The sequence below is a fragment of the Flavivirga jejuensis genome (assembly GCF_030540765.1).
GTDB classification, from domain to species: Bacteria; Bacteroidota; Bacteroidia; order Flavobacteriales; family Flavobacteriaceae; genus Flavivirga; species Flavivirga jejuensis.
The window spans coordinates 350853-371830 of record NZ_JAUOEL010000007.1 but is presented as its reverse complement, the minus strand read 5'-3'; the positions used below and the strand labels follow the sequence as shown (position 1 = coordinate 371830).

The window sequence follows — 20978 nt, the reverse complement described above, 5'->3', positions numbered from 1 at the left end:
CGTTTTTAACCTACCGTCTGGACACATCTCTGAAGAGCATCCATCCCTGCATAATTGCAGAGAATTTTTGAAACCTCCTCCAGAATGTATTAATCTCAGGTTTTCTTTGTTTAAGGTAGCCTTTCCACCCACCCAATCTGGTGATACCCCATATGTACCGTTTGAGATCAGACCGTTTATATAAATTTTTTAGTTTTTCGGTTTTCCCTTCTAATCGTTCAATTTGATGTTCAAGGCATTTTATTTCTTCTTCTGAAAAACAACTTCTAGGGTTTGTTTCTTCTTCAGTATTATAAGCAATTTGCATAATAAATAGCTTGACAATAGTCTCTAGCATCATTAGGCACAATTTTCTTATGGCTTTACCTCTAGTTAATTCACTAGCTTCAATATTAAACCCTCCTTTTTTTTAAATTCTAAAGACTTCTTCTATAATCCATCGGCAAGTATACCACTCAATACAAAGTAATGCTGTCTCTAAATCTTTTACTTTTTTGGTGGTAAGTAATCTCCAGTGTATGGGTTTTTCAATATCTTGACCAACTTCTTTTGCTTCAATAGCATAAAGGACAACACTCTGGGGAATATTTTTGGAGGTATACCGATTGCCTTTGATGGTCACTGGAGTAAAACGTACCTCTATCGTGGCTATCCTTTTTTTATCTCCTTCGAGACTTACCTGATAAGTACCCTGTAAAGGTTGGCTCGAAAGATATTCAAAAAGTTTTTCTTTGGAGTCCAGAATCCTATAGGTCTTTGCTCTAATCAGTAAATGTGTACGATCATCAGGAATACTACAAAATTGCTCATAAATATCTCCCTCCCTATCTTGAACAATGATAATTTCTTGGGCATTGCTTAAAGCTTTCTTACTATTTAATGAGGATTCTATCCATTTATAAGATTCTTTTTGTTCAATAGGAAGCATTTTATCACTATGAGTTCTTTTTTCACGCTTGTCATATGATCTATTCCATACTTTTACATCTGAAAAACCATAAGGCATCAATGTCTGTGAATCAATCACAAAACTAGGGTGTATGTGAAAACCTAAGCCTCCAATACTAGCATTAGTAAGACCAATGCTATCATCTTTTTTTATTCTTTTTTTATGATTGTATAGATTAATCTCACTACTATCTTGAATACACAGTACAGATTTATTACCAACAGCACTCACACAGTTAGAGGTCATATTTTTGATAATATCACTTTCGTTAACAGTATCATTCTGTAAAAAACGATACATCGCTTTGGCTTCTGAATCACTTTGAGTTAACTGACGTATCGAATGTACGCTAGATGTAAATAAGCGATTCAGAATAGAATTACCTCGGCTCAACAATCGCTTATCCTTTAAATCTTCAAAATATCGTGTCTGCATTTTTTATCGCGAAAAATAAAAATATTTTTGTGTCCACACGGTAGGTTTTTAACGGAGGTTTTTTACTATTGTTATCTATTTTTGATATTTTATGTTCAAATTGCTTTTCTTTATTCTCATGTTCAGCTATTTTTTTAGCTTTTTCAGCTGTTTAATATAGAAATGTTTCCATAATCTTATAAGGTTCTTTTCAAATGCATTTTGCATTTAAATTTTTGGTTTTATTTTAAATAAAACACAAGAGAAAGCGACGCTATTGCAGCTACATAATATCTATCAATAAAATATCAAATTGGTTTTACAGTTTCAAACCATTCTTTTACTTCCTTTTGTTTGGCTCGAGGAACTTGTCTTAGCAAATTAAAATATAAGTTTTTGAAAATTAATGGTTTGTCACTTTTAACTGATGATTTTAGTGTTTCCATAAATGTAGCTTTACCTATAATACCTATTAACTCGTAAAGTTTAATGGCTCCTTTGTTTTCTTCCAAATAGTCGGTGCCATCTGAAAACAATAATGTAGGCTCTGTATTAGGTTCATTATTTTTGTCTTTAGCATATTTATCTGTTTTCTTTTCAATAAGTAATTCGGCAGCTTTTTTACCTAGATTTTCTTTCACAAACTGCAATCCCATTGCCTCTGGTAATGCTAATACAAGCATATCTGCGCCTTGTACGTTGGCAATAGATACGTTTTTTTGCACCCACAAACTAGTTAATCCACTTCCTATGGTTTGATAGATATATGCTTTCTCTTGCAAACCTTCTGTATTTGCAACCCATCCTTCTTTTTCAGAAAGTGCTATGGTATTTGCAAAGGTGTATTTAGCATCTTGCCAACGATGAATTTCAACCAATTGAAGTTTGTTATTAACTGCTTTTTGACCAAAATGAGTCTCCATAAAATATACACCTTTAGTAATGGCTTCTTTATACAATGCCACATTAAACATGTGTGATGGTTTATGTAAAATGGAATAAGCAACTTTATTTGCACTGTCTTTGGCAACGTTATAGTCTGATGAGCCTAAATGCCAATTGAATACCTGTGGACTATCGATAGTGTAATGAGCTACTGTACGACCATCAACCGTTTCTGTTTTTTGCAATACCCCTGCCGTAAAGGGTATTTGTCCAGATTCTGTGCTTATGGTAAGGTTTCCTTTTACTAAATTGGCATCCGTGGAGAATACATTTTGAGTAAGAGCAAAAGAATCGTCAATGTTTGCCATTCTAGAATCTAGCCTATGTAAACCTTGTTCTTGGCGTTTACGATTTTCCTGGAGTTCTTTGTCACTATCGTAACCGATAACAGGTAAGAAATCCTGAATACTTCCAAAGCTTCCTTTATATGTAATGTCTGCCTGAAAATCACTTTGAACAAGACCAATGTATTGCTTATTTCCTTGTAAAGTAAGCTGTAACAAACTGTCTTTTTGTATTTCATGTGGTACAAGATAAGCTGTTAAATTCTGGGCTTCATTCTTTTTTACAACCTTTAATTCTTGTCCATTGAGTTTTATAGTAGTCATTTGAGCAAAGTCCTTAGTATTGAAGAATAATGTATCTACACCTTTTTCATTATTCAAGGTAATATCTGCCGAAAAGTTGGCCCTCCTTTTCGAAGGAAAAAAGTCTAGTGCCAAATCTATCGTTTCGTATTTTGGTTGTGATTTTGTTTCCAAATACTTGTATGCTTTCTCATATTCGGCATCTAAGCGTTCTTCTTCAGCCTCTGGAGTAAAATTTCCAATATCATAGACATTTTTATTAATAAAAGACATTAAAAACAAGAACAGACCAAAAAAAACTACCATAGCAAATTTAGAAATTGTGCCGAGTTGAATGTTTTTGAATGAAAGTCGATTGGACCATTTTTTTTCTGAACCACGTTTCCATAGCCAAATACCTGCCATAACCAAAGTAATGGCAAGTGCCAACCATAACGAAAAGAACCAATTAGCAGATTGTTGGAATATGCCGTATCCACTAACTTCAGAATAATCTTCAACCCCAGGTGTAAAACCGTAACCAACTCTTAAGTCTTCTATAAGACCCATTTCATATGAAATGATTAAAAAAATGAAAAAACCAACACAAAGAATATGCGTAAGTATACGTTGACTGGTTAGAGATGCTACAAAAAACACTAGGGAAACCCACAATACAAAATTGAGAAATGCCCATCGGTATAGTAACAAATCTTCAACAAAACGTTCTAAATCAATATAAGAAGCACCTCCCAACAAGATTTGGGTGAATATTGAAATAAAAATAAAACTAATGCTTAAGACAAACGATAGTCCAATTATGGCTACCAATCTTGAAAGTTGGACGACCCACATTGGAATAGGCAATGAGTCTGTAATCTGCCATATGTTTACTGTTTTATCTTTAAAAAACAACTCTCCCGCCCAAATCATAATCAACATGTTAACAAATACACCCCACTGCATCCGGAAATATGTCATATTACTACTAATAGGTAGCTCGTTGCCAATATAATAGGTGGCATTCCAAGTTACGTTTTGCATAAAGACCATTAATAAAATAATACCCAATATGATTTTGAACGATGTGGGTCTCACAATATTCATGAATTCGAGCTTAGATAGGGACCATAACTTTTTTAGAAAGTCTGATATACGAAATTGTTTAATTGCTTCGGGTAATTTTATTGAAGGAACTGTAAATACACTGTTTTTAGTTTCCTTAATTTTTTTAGATTTATCAACGCCAGCTTGAATAAAATATTTAAATGAAAACTTAAAATAAGATACCATAGCAAGTAAAAGAGCAATACCCAACCAAAGTAATCTGTTTTGAAGAACGTATCCAGAAAGTTTAAAGTATGCGGTGTTTTTTTGAATTGGAGTCAATAATTCAGTGTAATGTTGAGCAGACACATAGCCACCAGAATCAGCCAAAATATAAGCAATTAAATTATCGCCACCTCCTGTTTCGTAAGAGGTCTGTGCAATTAAAAATATAATGACCACCAAAAAAACAGCTAAATAACTTGTTGCTATTCTCCTAGTAAATACAATTGAAAAAAATACAATTGATACATAAAAAAATAGATTGGGTATGGTAAACATAATCCAACCATGAAATAAAGGACCCCATTGTACTGGACCAAAGCGATTAGCCCCACCAATACCAGAATAGGGCAATAACAAATTACCAACAATCATTGCAGTACTAAGAATTACAAGATATAGAAAGGCCGTCAAGAACCTACCTATAAAAAATTGCTTATCACTTATGGGTAGCGCATAGGTCCATTGTGCAGATTTATATTGTATTTCTTTGTATAGCACGCTACCTGTAGCAATGGCAATTATAATAATCATGAGCATACCCATACCGGCATAGTTACGGTAAAAAATACTGGAAGCATTCATCAATACACCCTCATTTGTAAAATATTTGAAGGATCCTTCGGTGTACCATATCATTTGAAATACTAGCATAACAAAGAAAATGAGGGTAACCCAGCTGAACAAACGTTGTTTAAGTTCGTTTTTTATAATGGAAAGTATGGTTTTCATCTTAGTTCTCGCTTAAAATTTTAAAATAGGCATCTTCTAAAGACGGTTTTTTTGTGTCAAATTTGCCATCAGGCAATTCATCTGCTAAAACGGTTATCATCAATTTACCAGCAAAAAAACGTTGTGAAATAACGTTATACTTTTCTTGGTATTCTGTAAGTTTATTTCTGTCTATTGGAACCTCGTAAATTTTACCTCTCATGGCTTCCTCAATTTCATTAGGTTTACCAGTGAGCATAACCTTACCATTTCCAATAATAGCCATGTCGGTACAGAGTGTGCTTACATCCTCAACAATATGAGTAGAAAGAATAACCACAGCATCTTCACCTAATTCAGATAGCAAATTATAAAAACGGTTACGCTCCATGGGATCTAGTCCAGCGGTGGGTTCATCTACAATAATGAGTTCAGGGTTACCTAAAAGCGCTTGGGCAATACCAAAACGTTGTTTCATTCCACCTGAGTAACCATCAAGTTTTTTGTCACGAACGTCGTAGAGGTTTACTTTTTGCAAGAGTGCTTCCACAGTGTCTTTGCGTTCTCCTTTGTTAACTATACCCTTCATGTCTGCAATATGGGTTAGTAATTCATCTGCTGTTACATTGGGGTACACTCCAAATTCTTGCGGAAGGTATCCTAACACTTTTCGTAAGTCTTCAGGTTTTTTTAAAACATTAATATCGTTAAAGTTTATCTGTCCTGAATCTGGGTCTTGCAAAGTAGAAATAGTTCGCATTAAGGTAGATTTACCAGCTCCGTTTTGACCAAGTAATCCAAACATACCTTTTTCTATAGTTAAACTCACATCTTGCAATGCTTTTACGCCATTACTATATGTTTTTGAAAGATTTTTTATTTCAAGTTTCATAATCTATTATGTTTATTATTTTGTTTCGTATTCCAAATCTTTTACATCATTGCCTAAATATAATTTTAGGGCTGGGTCGTTACAGAGTTCTTTTATAAGAGGAATGAACTTTTCTTGGGTTCCAAATGAGATGCTTTTAATACCCTTTATCCCATTGGGATACGCAAAACCTTTGCTTGGTTTTGGATTCTTATTGAAAAAGGTCATTAAAAACGGAATATGTTGTTCGTTAGGGAATAGTACCTTATGCTTTAATAATCTGTTTTGGGTATCATATTCAATCACAAAACCCTCTTCCTTGAATTTTTTAACTGCTGCATGCAAATTATCGACTTTGTATAGAATATGGCTTAGCTTCATTTTTTTAATGTTAATACCGTTGAAAATGTTTTCCAGACCACATACACAATCCAAAACGTGATTACAATATCAATAAGGGTAGCACCATAATAAATGCCTTTAATACCTATATATTTTGGTAAAAAAATCATGATAGGTACATAAAATAGCACCTGTCTTGCCACACCTATAATACTGGCAGGTTTGGGACGATTGATGGCGGGTAGGTAGGTTAATGCCATAAATACATAGGGTAAAAAAGGCAAAATGGCCATATAGATTCTAAAATTGAAAACATCGGCAGGTGTTAATACCATATTAGGCAATACCATTTTTATATTGAGTTCTGGAAATGCCATTAAAAACATCCAAAATGGTAGTATAAGCCACAAGCCTGTTTTAGAAAATAGCAAAAAACTTTGTTTGACACGTGTATATTGGGCTGCTCCGAAATTAACGCCAGCAACGGGTTGTAAAGCTCGCATCAATCCAAATAAAGGTGTCATTAAAAAGAGCATAATACGATTGGCTGCGGCAAAAAAGGCCAAATCTCTTTCTGTTCCTACATTTACTATGGCATTAAAAACCACTGCGGCTTGGATTAATCCCATCAGACTCATTATAAAACCAGGGAATCCTAATTTTATAATCTTCAGGAATATCTCCTTGTCGTATCTGATAAGGTTGATATTTGCTACAAATGATGCTTTCCCATTTTTATAATAAAGGTATCCAACTATGCAATATATAAACATGCCTATATTGGTTGCCCAAGCGGCACCACCAATTCCCATATTAAAGTAATTAATGAATATAGGGGTTAGAATAATATTTATAACTAGTCCGTAAGCCATAATAATGGCAGCAGTTTTCATTTTTCCTTCTGCTCTAACAATGAAATTAAGTTGTAAGGCATATACCCATAATGGCGATGCCAATAGTGTGATTTCTAAATAACAAGTTCCATATTTTAATACGGTGCCGCTACCACCCATAAATGCAATAAGTTCTTCAGAAAAAATATAAGAGGGAATAGCAAAAATTAACGTGCCAATTAATGTAAATAGCGTTGCATTGGGAATAACTTTAATTAATATATCGTTATCATTTTTACCTAAAAGTATGCTTATATAATTACCTGCTCCAGTACCAACCCAAGATCCAAAACCCAGCATTATACCTGTTAATGGATATGCAATGGCAACACCTGCTAATGCTTCTTCATTTAGTAACTGCCCAACATAAATGGTATCCATAAAAGCATTTAACCCATATAATACCATAGCGACTATGGCGGGAATAGACATTTTCCACATGACTTTATGTAAAGGTTCCTTTAAAATAAGTTGTTTTTGTTTGTCTTTTAGACTTAAATCCATGTGGTTTGTTTTTTTAGTATGGTAGGTTGCCTTCGGCAGCTTCAGCGGTATTAGCACGAAATACCGACGGATTGTACGGAAGAAAAAGCTTTTCAATTCCTGCCCAAATAAACATTGAGGTTAATAAAAAACGAATAATGTATCTAGCAATCTTCATCATTTAGATAATTTAGGGGTGACTAGTCATTATGTAAACCGTTGAATTTTGCCTTTAAGGTAATTCCAATGGTACGTGGTGAATCACCATAGAGTACAGGGGCTTGATCTGCTGTAGCGGTAGCATAGGCAAAGGAAAGATATTTGGTGTCTGCCAAGTTTTTGCCCCATAAACTGATTTCGTAGTTTTTGTATGTAACACCTATATTGAGGTTGAAAAGACTAAAGGGATCTTGTTCCAAGTCGTTATAATAGTTGAAGTATTGTTTGCCCAATAATTTCCATTGGGGCAATACGTAAAGCTCTAGGTTATTGCCCAGTTTTTGATTGTATGTTAGAGACAAGCTGCTGTTGAAGTTAGGTGTAAAAACTTGCTTATTGCCTTCATAGTTTTGTTCTATACCATTGGTATCTGGAAGAATAAGTGTTTGATACTCGGCATCGGTGTATCCAAAATTATAGGATACCTCCAAGCCTTTGAACGGCAGTGCGGTGAGTTCCAATTCGATTCCCTTGCTAGACATCTCGCCCACATTGTCTATGTATAAATTGGGATAATTTATGCTTTGTTGTTGATTATTCCAATTAATATGGAACAAGGCTAAATTGGCACGCAACTTATGATTCAACCATTCTGATTTTACCCCCAACTCAAAATTATCTGTATATTCTGGATCATAGGTAAAATGATTAGAATCGGTAGTATACAGATTAAATCCTCCTTGACGAAACCCACGTGCATACCCAGCATAGAACATCAGATCATCATTAGGACTGAACGATAAGTTCAGTTTTGGTGAAAAGGCATTGTTGCTACCGTTTATTTTGGTTTCTTCGGAAACTTGAACAGGATTCGGTTCTTTTTCAAATTCGGAATAGGTAATCATGTCACGATCCTCGATATCGTATCGCAGTCCAGCCGATAATTTCCATTTATCTGAGAGGTTATAAACTATATTGCCATAGACAGCCAACCCGAACAGACTAGCTGTACTAACCAGTATACTGGCATATGGTGCATTGGGGTCGAACATGGCATAATCAGCATTGAATCGCGAAGTGTTTGGAGATTTAAAGCGGTCATAATACCCAAAAAGGCCCCCTGTAAACTGCCATTTTTCACCTTGATCCGTTACTATTTTGAATTCCTGAGTTATTGTTTTCTGATCTTGTGCCTTAGATTCATATATAATAAGATCAAAAGGAGTAAAGTCCTGATCATAATCCTCATAAAGTTGTTGCCTGTAAGTATAACCAGTAATCGAGGACAGCTTGTACTTTGAGGCTCTGTAATTGGCGGTAAAGGAAGTATTGAACAAATCTCTTACCTCTATATTGGTTCCGTTCTGGTTAACGGTGCGCGGATTTGCCAAGGCTGTTTCAAAATTCATGGCATAGGGAAAGGTTCCCTGAATATCGTTTCTTTCCGCCTTGGCATTCAGGGTAAACCTCAGTTTGTCAGAAGCCAGGTATTTTAGATATAGGTTTCCGTTGTAACTCTTGGGAAAATCAAAGTCCTTTCCTGTAAATTCATTGATAAAATACCCCTTATGTGAATCATATAGACCATTAAACCCAGCGTACAATTTATCTTTTATCAGAGCGCCAGAGATACCTGTACCGTAACGTTGGTGGTTATAATTCCCCAAGCTGACTTCGACAAAACCACGTGTATGATTGGTAGGTTTTTTTGTAATCACCTGAACAATTCCTCCAAGAGCATTTCTGCCGTATAGTGTACTTTGTGGACCGCGGAGGATTTCAACTCTTTCAATGTCCATTAACTGCAAGGAACTTCCGTATCCTGCGAACATAGGTACACCATCTATATATACGCCTAAGGCTGGATCGGTAGAAAAGGTAAGTATACCCCTGGAAGCTATTGTGTTGAGTGTAGGCGAACCTGCGCTCATGGCCATAAAATTTGGGGAACTCATTAAAAGATCACCGATTTGTACCACTTTTTGTTGCTCGATCATCTCTGCTCCCAAAGCAGTCATTGCCACGGACACCTTTTGAAGTGAGTTTTCATATTTTTCAGCAGTTACAACAACTTCTCGAAGTTGAGTGTTATTTTCTGGGCAAACAAAATCAATATGTATTACCTTATTGTCGCTCACTGTTATTTGCTTTGATATAGTAATATGTCCAACCATAGAAGCCGTAACCGTAAAATCGCCATAAGGAATGTTAGTAATCTCAAACTCCCCATCTTTATCTGAAATGGCTCCCTTTTGTAATTCTTCAATAAAAATATTCGCAAAGACCAACGTTTTTTGATTCTTTCCATATACACTTCCTTTTATTGTTGCTTGATTGGACTGAGCAAATGCAAATGCAATTGGAAAAATTAAGAGTAACAAGCATATTTTTAGTTTAAGCATGGTAATAATTTTGGTTAATTTTTGGACTTTGAACATTATAAGAATACAAGAAAATATTATTTAGATTAATTATAAATAACTAAATTTACGACGCAAATGTAGTTGTCAAATGATTACATCAACTACGCTGTACGGAATAAAATTTACGCCAAACGGAATAAGATTATGGGATTAAAATTACATTTAAAAGATGTTGAGAATATTGTGTTTGAATCTGGAAAACATGAATACAGTATTGATGACGTAGGTATTCATGAGTTGGACATGTTTTTCGATTACAAAGATTTAAAGGGGAGGTATAAAGAAATTATATTGGATAATTTCAAGATAGGTTATGGCAGTAGTACGTTTTCGGAAAAGACAACACTGTTTTTTGAGTTTGATGAAGAAACGGTGGAAATGCATTTTACTCTTCAAGGAAGTTCGAATACTTCAATAAATAGTCTACCTAACAATTTTTCTATCGGAAACAATACGCATAACATTTTTTATTGTAATCATATTCGAGGAAAAATGGAATGGAATTCACCAGATATGTACATTTTTGAGATAAATCTTAAGCCAACTTTTTTTGAGCAATATCTACCTGATGATGGTTTATTTGATATGTTCAAAAAAATAATACAGAATAAAGAAATAGGCTTTTTAAGTCCACATAATCACCCTATAACATCTCCAATGCTCGTCATCATAAACGAAATAATAAACTGCTCATGGAAAAGTAAATACAGGCAGTTATTTTTGGAAGCTAAAGTTTTAGAACTTTTATTGTTACAATTGGATCAAATTAGATTGTGTGACGTATGTTTTGTCAATGCGAATACTTCTAAAACTATTATTGATAAGATGTATTATGCTAGGGAAATAATTTTAAGTGAGTTAAATAGCCCAATGTGTTTGTCCGATTTAGCAAGAATAGTGAGTACAAACGAATGCACATTGAAAAAAGAATTTAAAAATGTATTTGGGACAACTGTTTTCGGGTACATAAGAGACACGAAAATGGAACAGGCTAAAAAAATGCTGCGGAATCAACAACTATCCATCAATGAAGTTTCAGATAAAATAGGCTATAAAAATCCACAACATTTTTCTACGGCATTTAAACGAAAATTTGGAATTAGTCCTAGTCAAGTTAGAAAATGATTTTAGAGACGTCAAAAAATGTAGAATTCTTTTTATTCAGATTAACCAGAATTTTTGCCTAAACACAACTTTTAGGCATGATTCATTTTTTGCTATTATTTAGCAATTGATAAAATTAAAAAAATCGATAAACACTATATTTATCGGCTTTTGGTAATTCCTCAGCGGAGAAAGAGGAACTATCCATAACTTCTGTTTTGTCAAGTTTTAAAGGGCTTTTAAGAAGTCTAAAAATTTAGTGCCCCCGAATTAGCCCCTTTTTAACATTATTTTAACTAAACTCTAAAATTTGGTGCTGTTTAGAGAATAATTTATACTGATTAGTTTTTATACTTACTCAGTACCTTGTCATAAGTTTCTTATATTGATCATTATGAACAAGTCACACACCTAAATGTAAAGTAACTTTCATAAATGTCTTTTTGTTTAAAAAGGTAATCAGGAATGCATTAACAGACATTATTTCAATGAAATTAAACACTGATAAAGAGCAACTCAAAAATTATTTTAATCGATACGTAGATTTTAGTAATACAGCAATCGATGAGATTTATACCAAACTAGAATCAAAAACATTTCAAAAACAAGAATATATTCTTCAACAAGGACAAATCTGTAAAAGCAAATATTTCATTATAAGTGGATTAATTCGTTCTTTTCACATTGACCATAAAGGGAATGAAAAAATAACTCAATTTGCTCTTGAAAATTGGTGGTTAACAAATATGGAAAGTTATATTACGCAAACCCCATCTCGTTTATACATACAAGCCATTGAAAAAACACAACTATTACTATTTAATAAAGATGTTTTAGAGGAACTTTATTTTTCAATTCCTCAACTAGAGCGATTCTTTAGAATTGTTACTGAAAATATGCTAATTGCCAATAAGCGTAGACATGATTTTTATTTACAAATGAAAAGTAAAGACAGGTATCATGGTTTTATTAATTTCTTTCCAAAATTTTATTCAAAGAGTTCCTCAATATATGTTAGCTTCTTATTTAAAAATGACACCTGAATATTTAAGCGAATTAAGAAAAACTAAATAAATTTTATTTCTTAAGATGTCTTAATTTTTAAGACGTACACATGTAATACGTTTGTTTCAAAATTAAAACAATAAAATTATGGAACGAATTACATTTAATGAAATCCCAAAAGAAATGATGGGTAATATGATATCTACTGAAAATTATATCAATAACTCATCATTAGATTTTCAACTTTTAGAACTAATACGTTTACGAGTGGCTCAAATTAACAAATGTGCATATTGTGTTGATATGCACTACAAAGAGTTAAAACATACTGGAGAAACCGAATTAAGAACGTCAACGCTTAGTGTTTGGAATGAAACGTCGTTCTTTACAGATAAAGAAAAAGCAGTTCTTCAGTTTACAGAATCACTAACAGAATTAAGTAAAACAGATATTTCAAATGAAATTTTTGATTCATTAACGAGATTTTTTAGCACAGAAGAAATCTGTAATCTAACTTTAGCTATTTCTCAAATAAATACCTGGACAAGGTTAATGAGAACTTTCAAATCTACCGCAGGAAATTATAAAGTAACAAAGTAGTAGATGAACGAGTACTTTTATTAAAAATCATAAAAAACACACTATTAATTAATTGATATACATATAAATAGAGTTTATGTTCCGCTTTAGTCGAACAATATAAAATAGGAGTTAACTTATTCTAAAGCGGATTGTCAACTCATCCATTTAGCTGATTTAGAATTTTCTCTAAACTTGAAATATGGGTATAGGAAAAGAACGGAGTCAGAGCCAGATTTGCTCATGGTTTGGGAATTAATAAAAAAAGCAAAACATCTTGTTTTTGTTTATCCAAATTGGTGGGGTACAGCCCCCGCCTTATTAAAAGGATTTATAGACAGGAATAGGGTTTGCGTTAAATGAGAAAGTTGCTTGGCCAGTGAATTACTATATTGAAAGTTGTTGCGAAAATTTGTTTCCAGAAGAAGGGGCTACCGTAGCTGTGTTCGACCCCTCAACAGGAACCTTAACATATGAACAAGACGACCGTTTACTTAATGCAGGTTATTGGCCTGTGACCGACGAAAATGGGAACAGGTATATACAACCAAATATAGAAAACGGATTTTTCTATAATTATTTTAATATAGATAGTGATGAATTTGGTTCTCCTTTTGTGTTATTAAAGATGGACCAAAATGGAAGTTTTGATTCTAGTTTTGAATTTGATTATACCGATGCAATTCCTGATTTAACATATGGAGGTAGAATTGTTTATGTATATGATAATAAGATAGTAATGAATTATGATGAAGCTGTATGGGCAGATGCCTATGATGACGCATGGGATTGGTGGGGAGACACCTCAATAAACCATACAGTGTCTATCGATATGGACACTAAAGAGGTAACACCATACACTGCTTTAGATGGGTATGGTACAATACTTTATAGAGGTACTTTTGATGGCTCTAATTATTTCTCTGCATATACCTGGGACACCAGTATTAACAATTGGGTAACCGATGTGTTAAAGCAAAATTCGGTTGATGATTTTACAGTTGTAATTACTTTTGAACAAGGACCACTTGTTATAAACAAATTGTGGTAGTAATTATATAAAATCATCACCTTTTATTTAGATTGTTTTCGGCCTTTGCTTTCTTTTAGGGTAAGGGTCGATTATTTTATTTCTTGATGTATGGTCTTACTAGCTATCATACTAAAAGTATATATAATTCACTTTATAACAGACATGACTTAAGTCTTGTATACTGAATTTCCAAAGAACTTCAAGAGTATTTCTGTAGGTTATAATAATAATATGATATCTAATTTTAAAAGACATTAAAAGAGGGTTTCATAAAAGTATTTGATGCTTATTTGGAATTATTCCAAATAACATTATCTTTGACAAAAAAATGTAGCCCTTTAAAGTACATTAAGTACTAAATGGCAAAACTTGTTTTTGAAAAAGGCCCAAATTTATAAAACCCCTACAGATTTTAGAACCCAAAAGGGTTTTGATACGCTTTACGAAGGTTACGCACGTAAATTGTTTACTATCTGCTATAGCCGAATACAACATAGGGAAGATTCAGAGGAAATAGTACATGATATTTTTAGGTCGATTTGGGAACGAAGAAACCAAATATATAATACAGATGGTTCCATTGAAAAATACTTGATAAGAGCCACAAAACTAAAAACTATAGATTTTTTTAGAAAGAAACATAGGCAAGCGCTACACCATGTTGAAGATATGGAATTGCTCTCTGATGTTGTCAATACCACGGAAGACGATTATGCCGTTGCTGAACTGCAAACCAAAGTGGATACACTTGTAGAACAGCTTCCCAAGACCTGCAAAACGGTATATCTATTGAGTAGAGAACAAGGGCTGAGCAATAAAAAAATTGCATCGCAATTGGTTATTTCCGTTAAAACGGTAGAAAGCCACATGACCAAGGCACTAAGGTATTTACGGGAAAATATTACTGAATACTCTTATACGGTGCTTCTATTTTTCTACTCAAATTTTTAATAAATCTTTTTTTTTGACTTAAGGCTCAGGGTTGGTATCCTTTTGTGCGATATACTATAAAAGCACAAGTATGAAAATCACCAAAGAACTGCTCAAAAAATATAACCAAGGTAAATGTACCGATGCCGAAAAAAAGGAAATTGAACTATGGTTGTTGGTCGAAGATGACCATATGACCCTTTCCGAAGAAGAATTCGGCGATTCCATTCAAAATATCAAACAAAAACTTCACACAACTTTATTCGAACATCAATCGAAATCAAAAGTTTTGCCATTGTATAGAACGGTTATGCGTTATACAGCTGTAGCATGTTTTATTATCGCTGTTTTCTTTGCAGGTCGTTTTTCCACGACCAGTAATACATCCATGGCAGAGGCTATTACCGAACAACAATCCAATAACCTTTTTGTTTATGGCGGGGATGAAACCCATGTAAAAATAACAGGTGATGTCTTTAGCCTACAATTTAACGGAAGCTTAAAATTAAATAATGACTCCAAATCTAAAAAAACAATTAAAGTAGGTGATAATACCTATATTTTAATACCTAAACAGACCTATTATTTAATGGGTAATAACCATAAATCTACACTTATAGCCGATAATACTCCTCATCGTTCAGTTCCAAAAATATTTAGCATGTTAAAAGGTGATTTTAGTATTGAACCTTACATAGCATAAGAATATGAAATATATTATAGCATTGCTTTTGTTTACACAAGGCATCCAATTAATGTCACAAAACAACAATACTTTTGCGATTCATGGTAAGGTCACGGATTCCTCCGGAGAACCGGCTATATATGCACATGTTATCATAGACTCCCTTAATATGGCTACTGCCACGGATGAGGAAGGCAATTATAATTTACAGAAATTGCCTAACGGAACCTATCGTATCTCTGCTAAAATGGTAGGGTATAAAACCCAAACGAAATCCGTTCGTATCCAAGATGCCCCATTGACCTCTGTAAATTTTACCCTTGAAGAAGATGTCACCAGTTTGAGCGAAGTAGTCATCAGTGCGGAGACCGAAAAGAGAAAATTAGAGCATACAGCACAAGCGGTAGGAGTTATCGAAACCAAAAAAGTTAAGCTTCAATCTGCAGATTTGGGAGAAGTGTTGGCAAAAACCGAAGGTGTAACGGTACAACGTAGTGGAGGATTAGGCTCTAATACTCGATTCTCACTTAACGGTTTGTCAGGGGATAAAGTTCGGTTTTTTTACGATGGTATTCCTTTGAATTTTTCATCCTATGCCTTTGGTATTGCCAATGTTCCTGTAAACGCTATTAGTAGAATTGAATTATACAAAGGCATGGTACCTATAGTATTTGGAGCGGATGCTTTGGGTGGTGCCGTAAATCTAGTCCCCTTAAAAGAACGTAATGGCTGGTCGGGGTCGGCATCCTATCAATTAGGATCTTTCAATACTCATCGTGCCATAGGTAGTATTGGTTATGTTAGTGATAAAACAGGACTTTTTTTTAATGTTGCTGGTTTTTACGACTACACGGACAACAATTACAAAATAGATGTTGCTGTTGATAATGATGAAGGGCAATTACATCAAGAAACAGTAGAACGATTTCATGATGCCTACTGTGCTTATGGTACAAACCTAAGATTAGGTATCCGAAACAAAAAATGGGCAAATGAATTAAGTGTAGAAAGCTATTTTGGTAATTATACCAATGAAGTGCAAAATAGCCAATCTCCAGGACTTATTAGCTACCCCGATTTTGGTATCAACAATGCGGTAGCGGGCAATCCATTTGGTGAAGTGCATTTTACCAATTTTTCGGTTGGTACTAATCTACGATACAACATAAACATAGCAGACCGTTGGAAGTTAAACCTTAATGGAGGTTACAACTATACCGAACGAGAATCTTTAGACCTAGGCTATAATTTATACAATTGGTTTGGAGAAATTGTAAGAGAGAACAGTATAGCAGGTGAGTTTGGCGATGCCGATAATTTAATTACCAAAAGCAAAAATTGGTTTGCCAGACAACAAACAGTGTATGCTATTAATAATAATCACATATTAAAATTAGCTCTTGCACCTACGTATACCTACCGTACTGGAGATGATTTATTAGTAGATGGACGGTTTGATGAGGCTTTAGATGATTATTACCTTTTTGATTTTGTTACTGGACTAGAATACACAGCAGATTTTAACGAAGGAAAATTGCAAAACATTGCTTTTGTAAAAAATTACCAACAAAATATACGAATCGAGTCGCTGGATCCTAGCCTAGAAATAGTGAATATAGATAAACGTTCTGCTAACAATTTCGGTGCAGGCAATGGATTAAGATATGATTGGTCTTCCCGTTTTTCTACTAAAATAAGTTACGAGTATGCGTACCGATTACCACAACAAGATGAAATTTTTGGAGATGGACAAAAGACGTTAAAAAACTTAGAGCTAGTACCGGAAAGTAGTCACAATGTCAACCTACAATGGCATTATAAAAACAATATCAACCATACTACACAATGGGAACTACAGGGAAACTTCTTTATACGTAAGATAGATAATCTTATATTTTTGGTTGTAGATACCGAAGGTTTTGGTGAATATCAAAATGTATGGAGTGCCAACTCGCAGGGTGTAGAATTAGGTGGAAAAATAAAAGATTTTGTTAAAGGATTTAGTTTAAACGCCAACACTACCTACTTATCTTACTTCAATACTTCCGATACAGGTCCTTTTTCATTGTTTAAGGATGATCGAATACCAAATGAACCTTACTTCTTTGTTAATGGTGGAGCAGAATACCAATTACAAAATGTATTGAAAAAAAATGACCAACTATCTTTATTTTGGAATGCCCGTTATGTACACTCTTTTTTTATTGGTTGGGAAAGTTCAGGTTTATCGCAATATAAAATAGAAGTACCAAAGCAAACAACACATGCTGTTGGTATAACCTATAAAATAGATAGTAAGAATGCCTTAACTATAGAAACACAAAATATTACGAACGCAAAGACTTTTGATTTATATGGTTTACAACGACCAGGCAGGGCTTTGTATTTAAAACTCACCACTCAATTTTAAAACCAATACTTATGTAATAAACGAAGAATAAATATAACGTATATCGAGAGAAGCGATATAAAAAACAAAAACCTGCTAGGAAATGTATCGGACAAGGACACATTTCCATAAACGCAGGCCAATTTAAATAATTGTAAAACCAAAAATATAAAAATGAAAACAAATAATAGATGGGCTTGGAAAACTATGCTCTTAATTGCAATAATAACAACAGGGTTTACTTCTTGCAAAGACGATGATACAGAAACTACTATAAACGATGGAGATGAAAAAGAGTCAGCGTGGGTACAAAATTATTCTATTGAATATCCAGAAGGTCATGTTTTTTACTTAATTGCGTCAGAAGAACCGCTTACTACTATTGATATATCACAAGGCTTAGAGTTAGGTTCAGACGTAAGTACTTGGTTCTTTGAGGAATATGTTTATACTATAGCCAGTTCATCAGCTACAATTACAAAATGGAGTGTAGATAAAGTAACTCTTGAATTTAAAACTGAAAGTGTACTTAGTTATGCATCAACTGGAATTAGTGCAACAAGATCACTTGTTTTTCTTTCTGAAACTCAAGCATTCTTAGCTGATTTGGAAGAAGGCGTAGTGATGGAATGGAATCCTACAACTATGAAAATTAGCAATACATACAATGTAGAATCCGCACTTAATGGTGCTTCTAGTGGTCTTTCTATGTGGGCAACAGGGTATGGTTTTGCCTTAAATGAAAAAGTTGCTTGGCCTGTATGCTACGCTCAATATACTTGTTGTGAAAATCTATTCCCACAAGGAGGCTCTACCTTAGGAGTTTTTGATCCATCATCGGGAAGTATAACATACGAACAAGACAACCGTATTCTTAATGCGGGTTACTGGCCTTTAACAGATATTAATGGGAACAGGTTTATACAACCAAACACAGAAAATGGATTTTATTATAATTATTATGATATAGATAGCTCTAAATATGGTTCTCCATATACATTATTAAAAATAGACGCTGAAGGAAACTTTGACCCTAGTTTTGAATTTAATTTTTCTGACGTTGTTCCTGTTACATATGGTAGTAACGTTGTATTTGCTTACAAAAATCAGCTTGTATTAGAATATGATGAAGTTGCTTGGCCCGATGCTTATGATGACGCATGGAACTGGTGGGGTGACGAATCAGTAAGCCACACGGTGTTAATTGATCTTGCTTCTAAAGCGGTAGAACCATATTCTGCACTTGAAGGTTATCGTAGAATATTGTTTCGAGGTAATTTTGATGGAATCAATTATTACTCTGGTTTCATAAAGGCGAACGATAAAGCCGTAATATTAAAACAAAACTCTGTTAATGATTTTACTATTGTTAGTACTTTAGATGGAGGAATAATTCAAAACATTGGTAAATTATGGTAGTAATTATATAAAATCATCACTTTTTAGTTAGACAATTTTCGGTCTTTGCTTTCTTTTAGGGTAAGGACCGATTATTTTATTTCTTGATTTATGGTCTTACTAGCTATCATACTAAAAGTAGATATAATTCACTTTAAAAACAGACATGACTTAAGTCTTGTATACTGAATTACCAAAGACCTTCAAGAGTTTTCTGTAGGTTTTATAATAATATGATATCTAATTTATAGGACATTAAAAGAGGGTTTTCATAAAAGTATTTGATACTTATTTGGAATTATTCCAAATAAGACTACCTTTGGCAAAAATTGCACCATTAAAATTGTTCCGTAAAAAATCAAATACAAATCTCCTTCAGATTACTGACTTTAAAACTCCAAAGAAGTTTGAAAAGGTTTATAATACTTATTGGGAAAAAGTTTATGCCGTTAGCTATAACAATACCAAAAAGGTTGAGTTGGCGCAAGGTATGACTCAGGAAATTTTTAAATCGCTATGGGAAAGACGAGAAAATTTACAAATCAAGAATATCGAAAATTATTTAGTTAGAGCAACAAAATTAAAAGTAGCTGAATATTACAGAAATAAGGTAATTAGAGAAAACAACTTAAACAAAGCCTGTGAAAATTATTGTGATGCTGCAAATTGTACAGAGAATGACGTTTCTTTTTCACTTTTGGTTGAAGAATTGGGGCTTTTAGTAGATAAATTACCATGTCAATGCCAAAATGTGTTTAAAATGAGCCGTGAGCAGGGAATAAGTAATAAGCAAATCGCATCTCAACTCCAGATAACTGAACGAGCAGTAGAATATCACATTAGTAAAGCATTAAAGTTCTTAAAAACAAACTTAAGTACACAGCTTGTTTAATGCTACTTTCCTCAAAATCGGTGTCCCAATTTAGGAGCTAAAACCAACGTAATTAATTTTTTTTCAAAAAAAAATACATTTTATACTTCGGTAAAATAAGAGTTATGCTACTACTATAATGAAGCCCTAATCGAGCTTTTTTTAATTCATCTTAAAATTGAATAAAAAAATGAAAGTAGATGGCAAACTTTTAGAAAAATATTACAAAGGTCACTGTACCAAAATTGAAAAGGAAGTAGTAGAAAAATGGTTAACATCCGATATTTTTGACGATGCACCTTTGCAACTTTCCAAAGCGGAAAATAAAGTAGCTCACAAACAAAAAATGTGGCAACAGATTTCCGAAGTTTTTAAGAAACCTACTGTTAAAATTGTTCCGTTGTACCAAAAAATTTCGGGTTATGCTGCGGCATGTATTGTATTATTTTTTGTAGGGTATTCGTCAATATCAATTTTTGATAACACATCAAACAATTCTACAGTGGCTATCAATGGTAATTGTATTAAAGAAACAAAACAAATACCTATAGCTGGTAGAAATTTTACTCTAATACAGAACGATTGTATTGAAGATATTATTTCCGATTGGAAAAAAACGAAAAGCGAAGTGGTCTTTTCTGGAAAAGTAGAAATTATGCACAATCATAAAAGAGCGATAGGATATCGCGTACTTAACTCAGAAAATGCAAGTGTAAATTATAAAGAAGGCATCCGATATTTTGCTTTCAAAGTAAAAGATAATAATGGTTTTGAAAAAACTCATTTGGTGGACGAGGCTGGTTTTAAGGCTTATTTCCCTCGATTACAATTTTTTCTAAGCTAAACACAATAATAAATAAAAAAAGCCTAGATAGTTCGTACCTACCTAGACTGTCCTA

At 33.6% G+C, this 20978-nt stretch carries 18 protein-coding genes and 1 pseudogene; 11 read left to right on the top strand and 8 right to left on the bottom strand.

The features are described from left to right. Positions 1–10: 10 nt before the first annotated feature. The 8 genes from Q4Q40_RS19285 to Q4Q40_RS19250 all read right to left on the bottom strand — a co-directional run bounded on the left by Q4Q40_RS19285 (position 11) and on the right by Q4Q40_RS19250 (position 10064). Positions 11–307, bottom strand: coding sequence for a hypothetical protein (locus Q4Q40_RS19285; RefSeq protein WP_303303632.1), 297 nt, complete (start codon positions 305–307; stop codon positions 11–13). 102 nt (positions 308–409) lie between these two features. Beyond that, positions 410–1384 carry an IS4 family transposase gene (locus Q4Q40_RS19280; protein WP_303303631.1) on the bottom strand — a complete coding sequence of 325 codons (975 nt, stop codon included), beginning with the start codon at positions 1382–1384 and terminating at the stop codon, positions 410–412. A gap of 287 nt (positions 1385–1671) precedes the next feature. Then, positions 1672–4935: an ABC transporter permease gene (locus Q4Q40_RS19275; protein ID WP_303303630.1), complete on the bottom strand. Its 3264-nt coding sequence runs from the start codon at positions 4933–4935 to the stop codon at positions 1672–1674. A 1-nt stretch (position 4936) separates the two neighbouring features. Then, complete coding sequence (locus Q4Q40_RS19270) at positions 4937–5806, bottom strand: ABC transporter ATP-binding protein (protein ID WP_303303629.1); 870 nt, start codon at positions 5804–5806, stop codon at positions 4937–4939. Positions 5807–5821: 15 nt separating this feature from the next. Then, positions 5822–6166, bottom strand: a complete 345-nt coding sequence (locus Q4Q40_RS19265) for a VOC family protein (RefSeq protein ID WP_303303628.1) — start codon at positions 6164–6166, stop codon at positions 5822–5824. Further along, the gene (locus Q4Q40_RS19260; protein ID WP_303303627.1) at positions 6163–7524 is read right to left on the bottom strand and encodes an MATE family efflux transporter; all 1362 of its coding nucleotides are present in this window, start codon (positions 7522–7524) and stop codon (positions 6163–6165) included. The genes Q4Q40_RS19265 and Q4Q40_RS19260 overlap by 4 nt, the downstream gene beginning before the upstream one ends. A 13-nt stretch (positions 7525–7537) precedes the next feature. After that, entirely contained in the window at positions 7538–7684 is a 147-nt protein-coding gene (locus Q4Q40_RS19255; protein WP_303303626.1) for a hypothetical protein, read from the bottom strand. A gap of 19 nt (positions 7685–7703) precedes the next feature. Beyond that, the gene (locus Q4Q40_RS19250) at positions 7704–10064 is read right to left on the bottom strand and encodes a TonB-dependent receptor (protein ID WP_303303625.1); all 2361 of its coding nucleotides are present in this window, start codon (positions 10062–10064) and stop codon (positions 7704–7706) included. A 165-nt stretch (positions 10065–10229) separates the two neighbouring features. On the opposite strand from Q4Q40_RS19250, the gene Q4Q40_RS19245 reads away from it, so the two are divergent. From Q4Q40_RS19245 to Q4Q40_RS19195, 11 genes and pseudogenes are all read left to right on the top strand, one after another. Further along, a complete protein-coding gene (locus Q4Q40_RS19245; protein WP_303303624.1) occupies positions 10230–11210 on the top strand; it encodes a helix-turn-helix domain-containing protein in 981 nt (326 codons plus the stop codon). 467 nt (positions 11211–11677) lie between these two features. Beyond that, on the top strand, positions 11678–12232 hold the full coding sequence (locus Q4Q40_RS19240; RefSeq protein WP_303303623.1) for a Crp/Fnr family transcriptional regulator: 555 nt from the start codon (positions 11678–11680) through the stop codon (positions 12230–12232). Between the two features lie 109 nt (positions 12233–12341). Continuing rightward, positions 12342–12794, top strand: a complete 453-nt coding sequence (locus Q4Q40_RS19235) for a carboxymuconolactone decarboxylase family protein (protein WP_303303622.1) — start codon at positions 12342–12344, stop codon at positions 12792–12794. Positions 12795–12926: 132 nt separating this feature from the next. After that, positions 12927–13136 (top strand): annotated as a pseudogene (locus Q4Q40_RS19230) (NAD(P)H-dependent oxidoreductase); the annotation flags it as partial. A gap of 16 nt (positions 13137–13152) precedes the next feature. After that, the gene (locus Q4Q40_RS19225; protein WP_303303620.1) at positions 13153–13824 is read left to right on the top strand and encodes a hypothetical protein; all 672 of its coding nucleotides are present in this window, start codon (positions 13153–13155) and stop codon (positions 13822–13824) included. A gap of 357 nt (positions 13825–14181) precedes the next feature. Beyond that, on the top strand, positions 14182–14757 hold the full coding sequence (locus Q4Q40_RS19220) for an RNA polymerase sigma-70 factor (protein ID WP_303303619.1): 576 nt from the start codon (positions 14182–14184) through the stop codon (positions 14755–14757). Positions 14758–14827: 70 nt separating this feature from the next. Beyond that, positions 14828–15439: a hypothetical protein gene (locus tag Q4Q40_RS19215; protein ID WP_303303618.1), complete on the top strand. Its 612-nt coding sequence runs from the start codon at positions 14828–14830 to the stop codon at positions 15437–15439. A 4-nt stretch (positions 15440–15443) separates the two neighbouring features. Continuing rightward, the gene (locus tag Q4Q40_RS19210) at positions 15444–17831 is read left to right on the top strand and encodes a TonB-dependent receptor (protein ID WP_303303617.1); all 2388 of its coding nucleotides are present in this window, start codon (positions 15444–15446) and stop codon (positions 17829–17831) included. Between the two features lie 153 nt (positions 17832–17984). Next, on the top strand, positions 17985–19229 hold the full coding sequence (locus Q4Q40_RS19205) for a hypothetical protein (protein WP_303303616.1): 1245 nt from the start codon (positions 17985–17987) through the stop codon (positions 19227–19229). Between the two features lie 298 nt (positions 19230–19527). Beyond that, entirely contained in the window at positions 19528–20100 is a 573-nt protein-coding gene (locus Q4Q40_RS19200; RefSeq protein ID WP_303303615.1) for a sigma-70 family RNA polymerase sigma factor, read from the top strand. A gap of 157 nt (positions 20101–20257) precedes the next feature. After that, positions 20258–20923, top strand: coding sequence for a hypothetical protein (locus tag Q4Q40_RS19195; protein WP_303303614.1), 666 nt, complete (start codon positions 20258–20260; stop codon positions 20921–20923). Positions 20924–20978 lie beyond the last annotated feature (55 nt).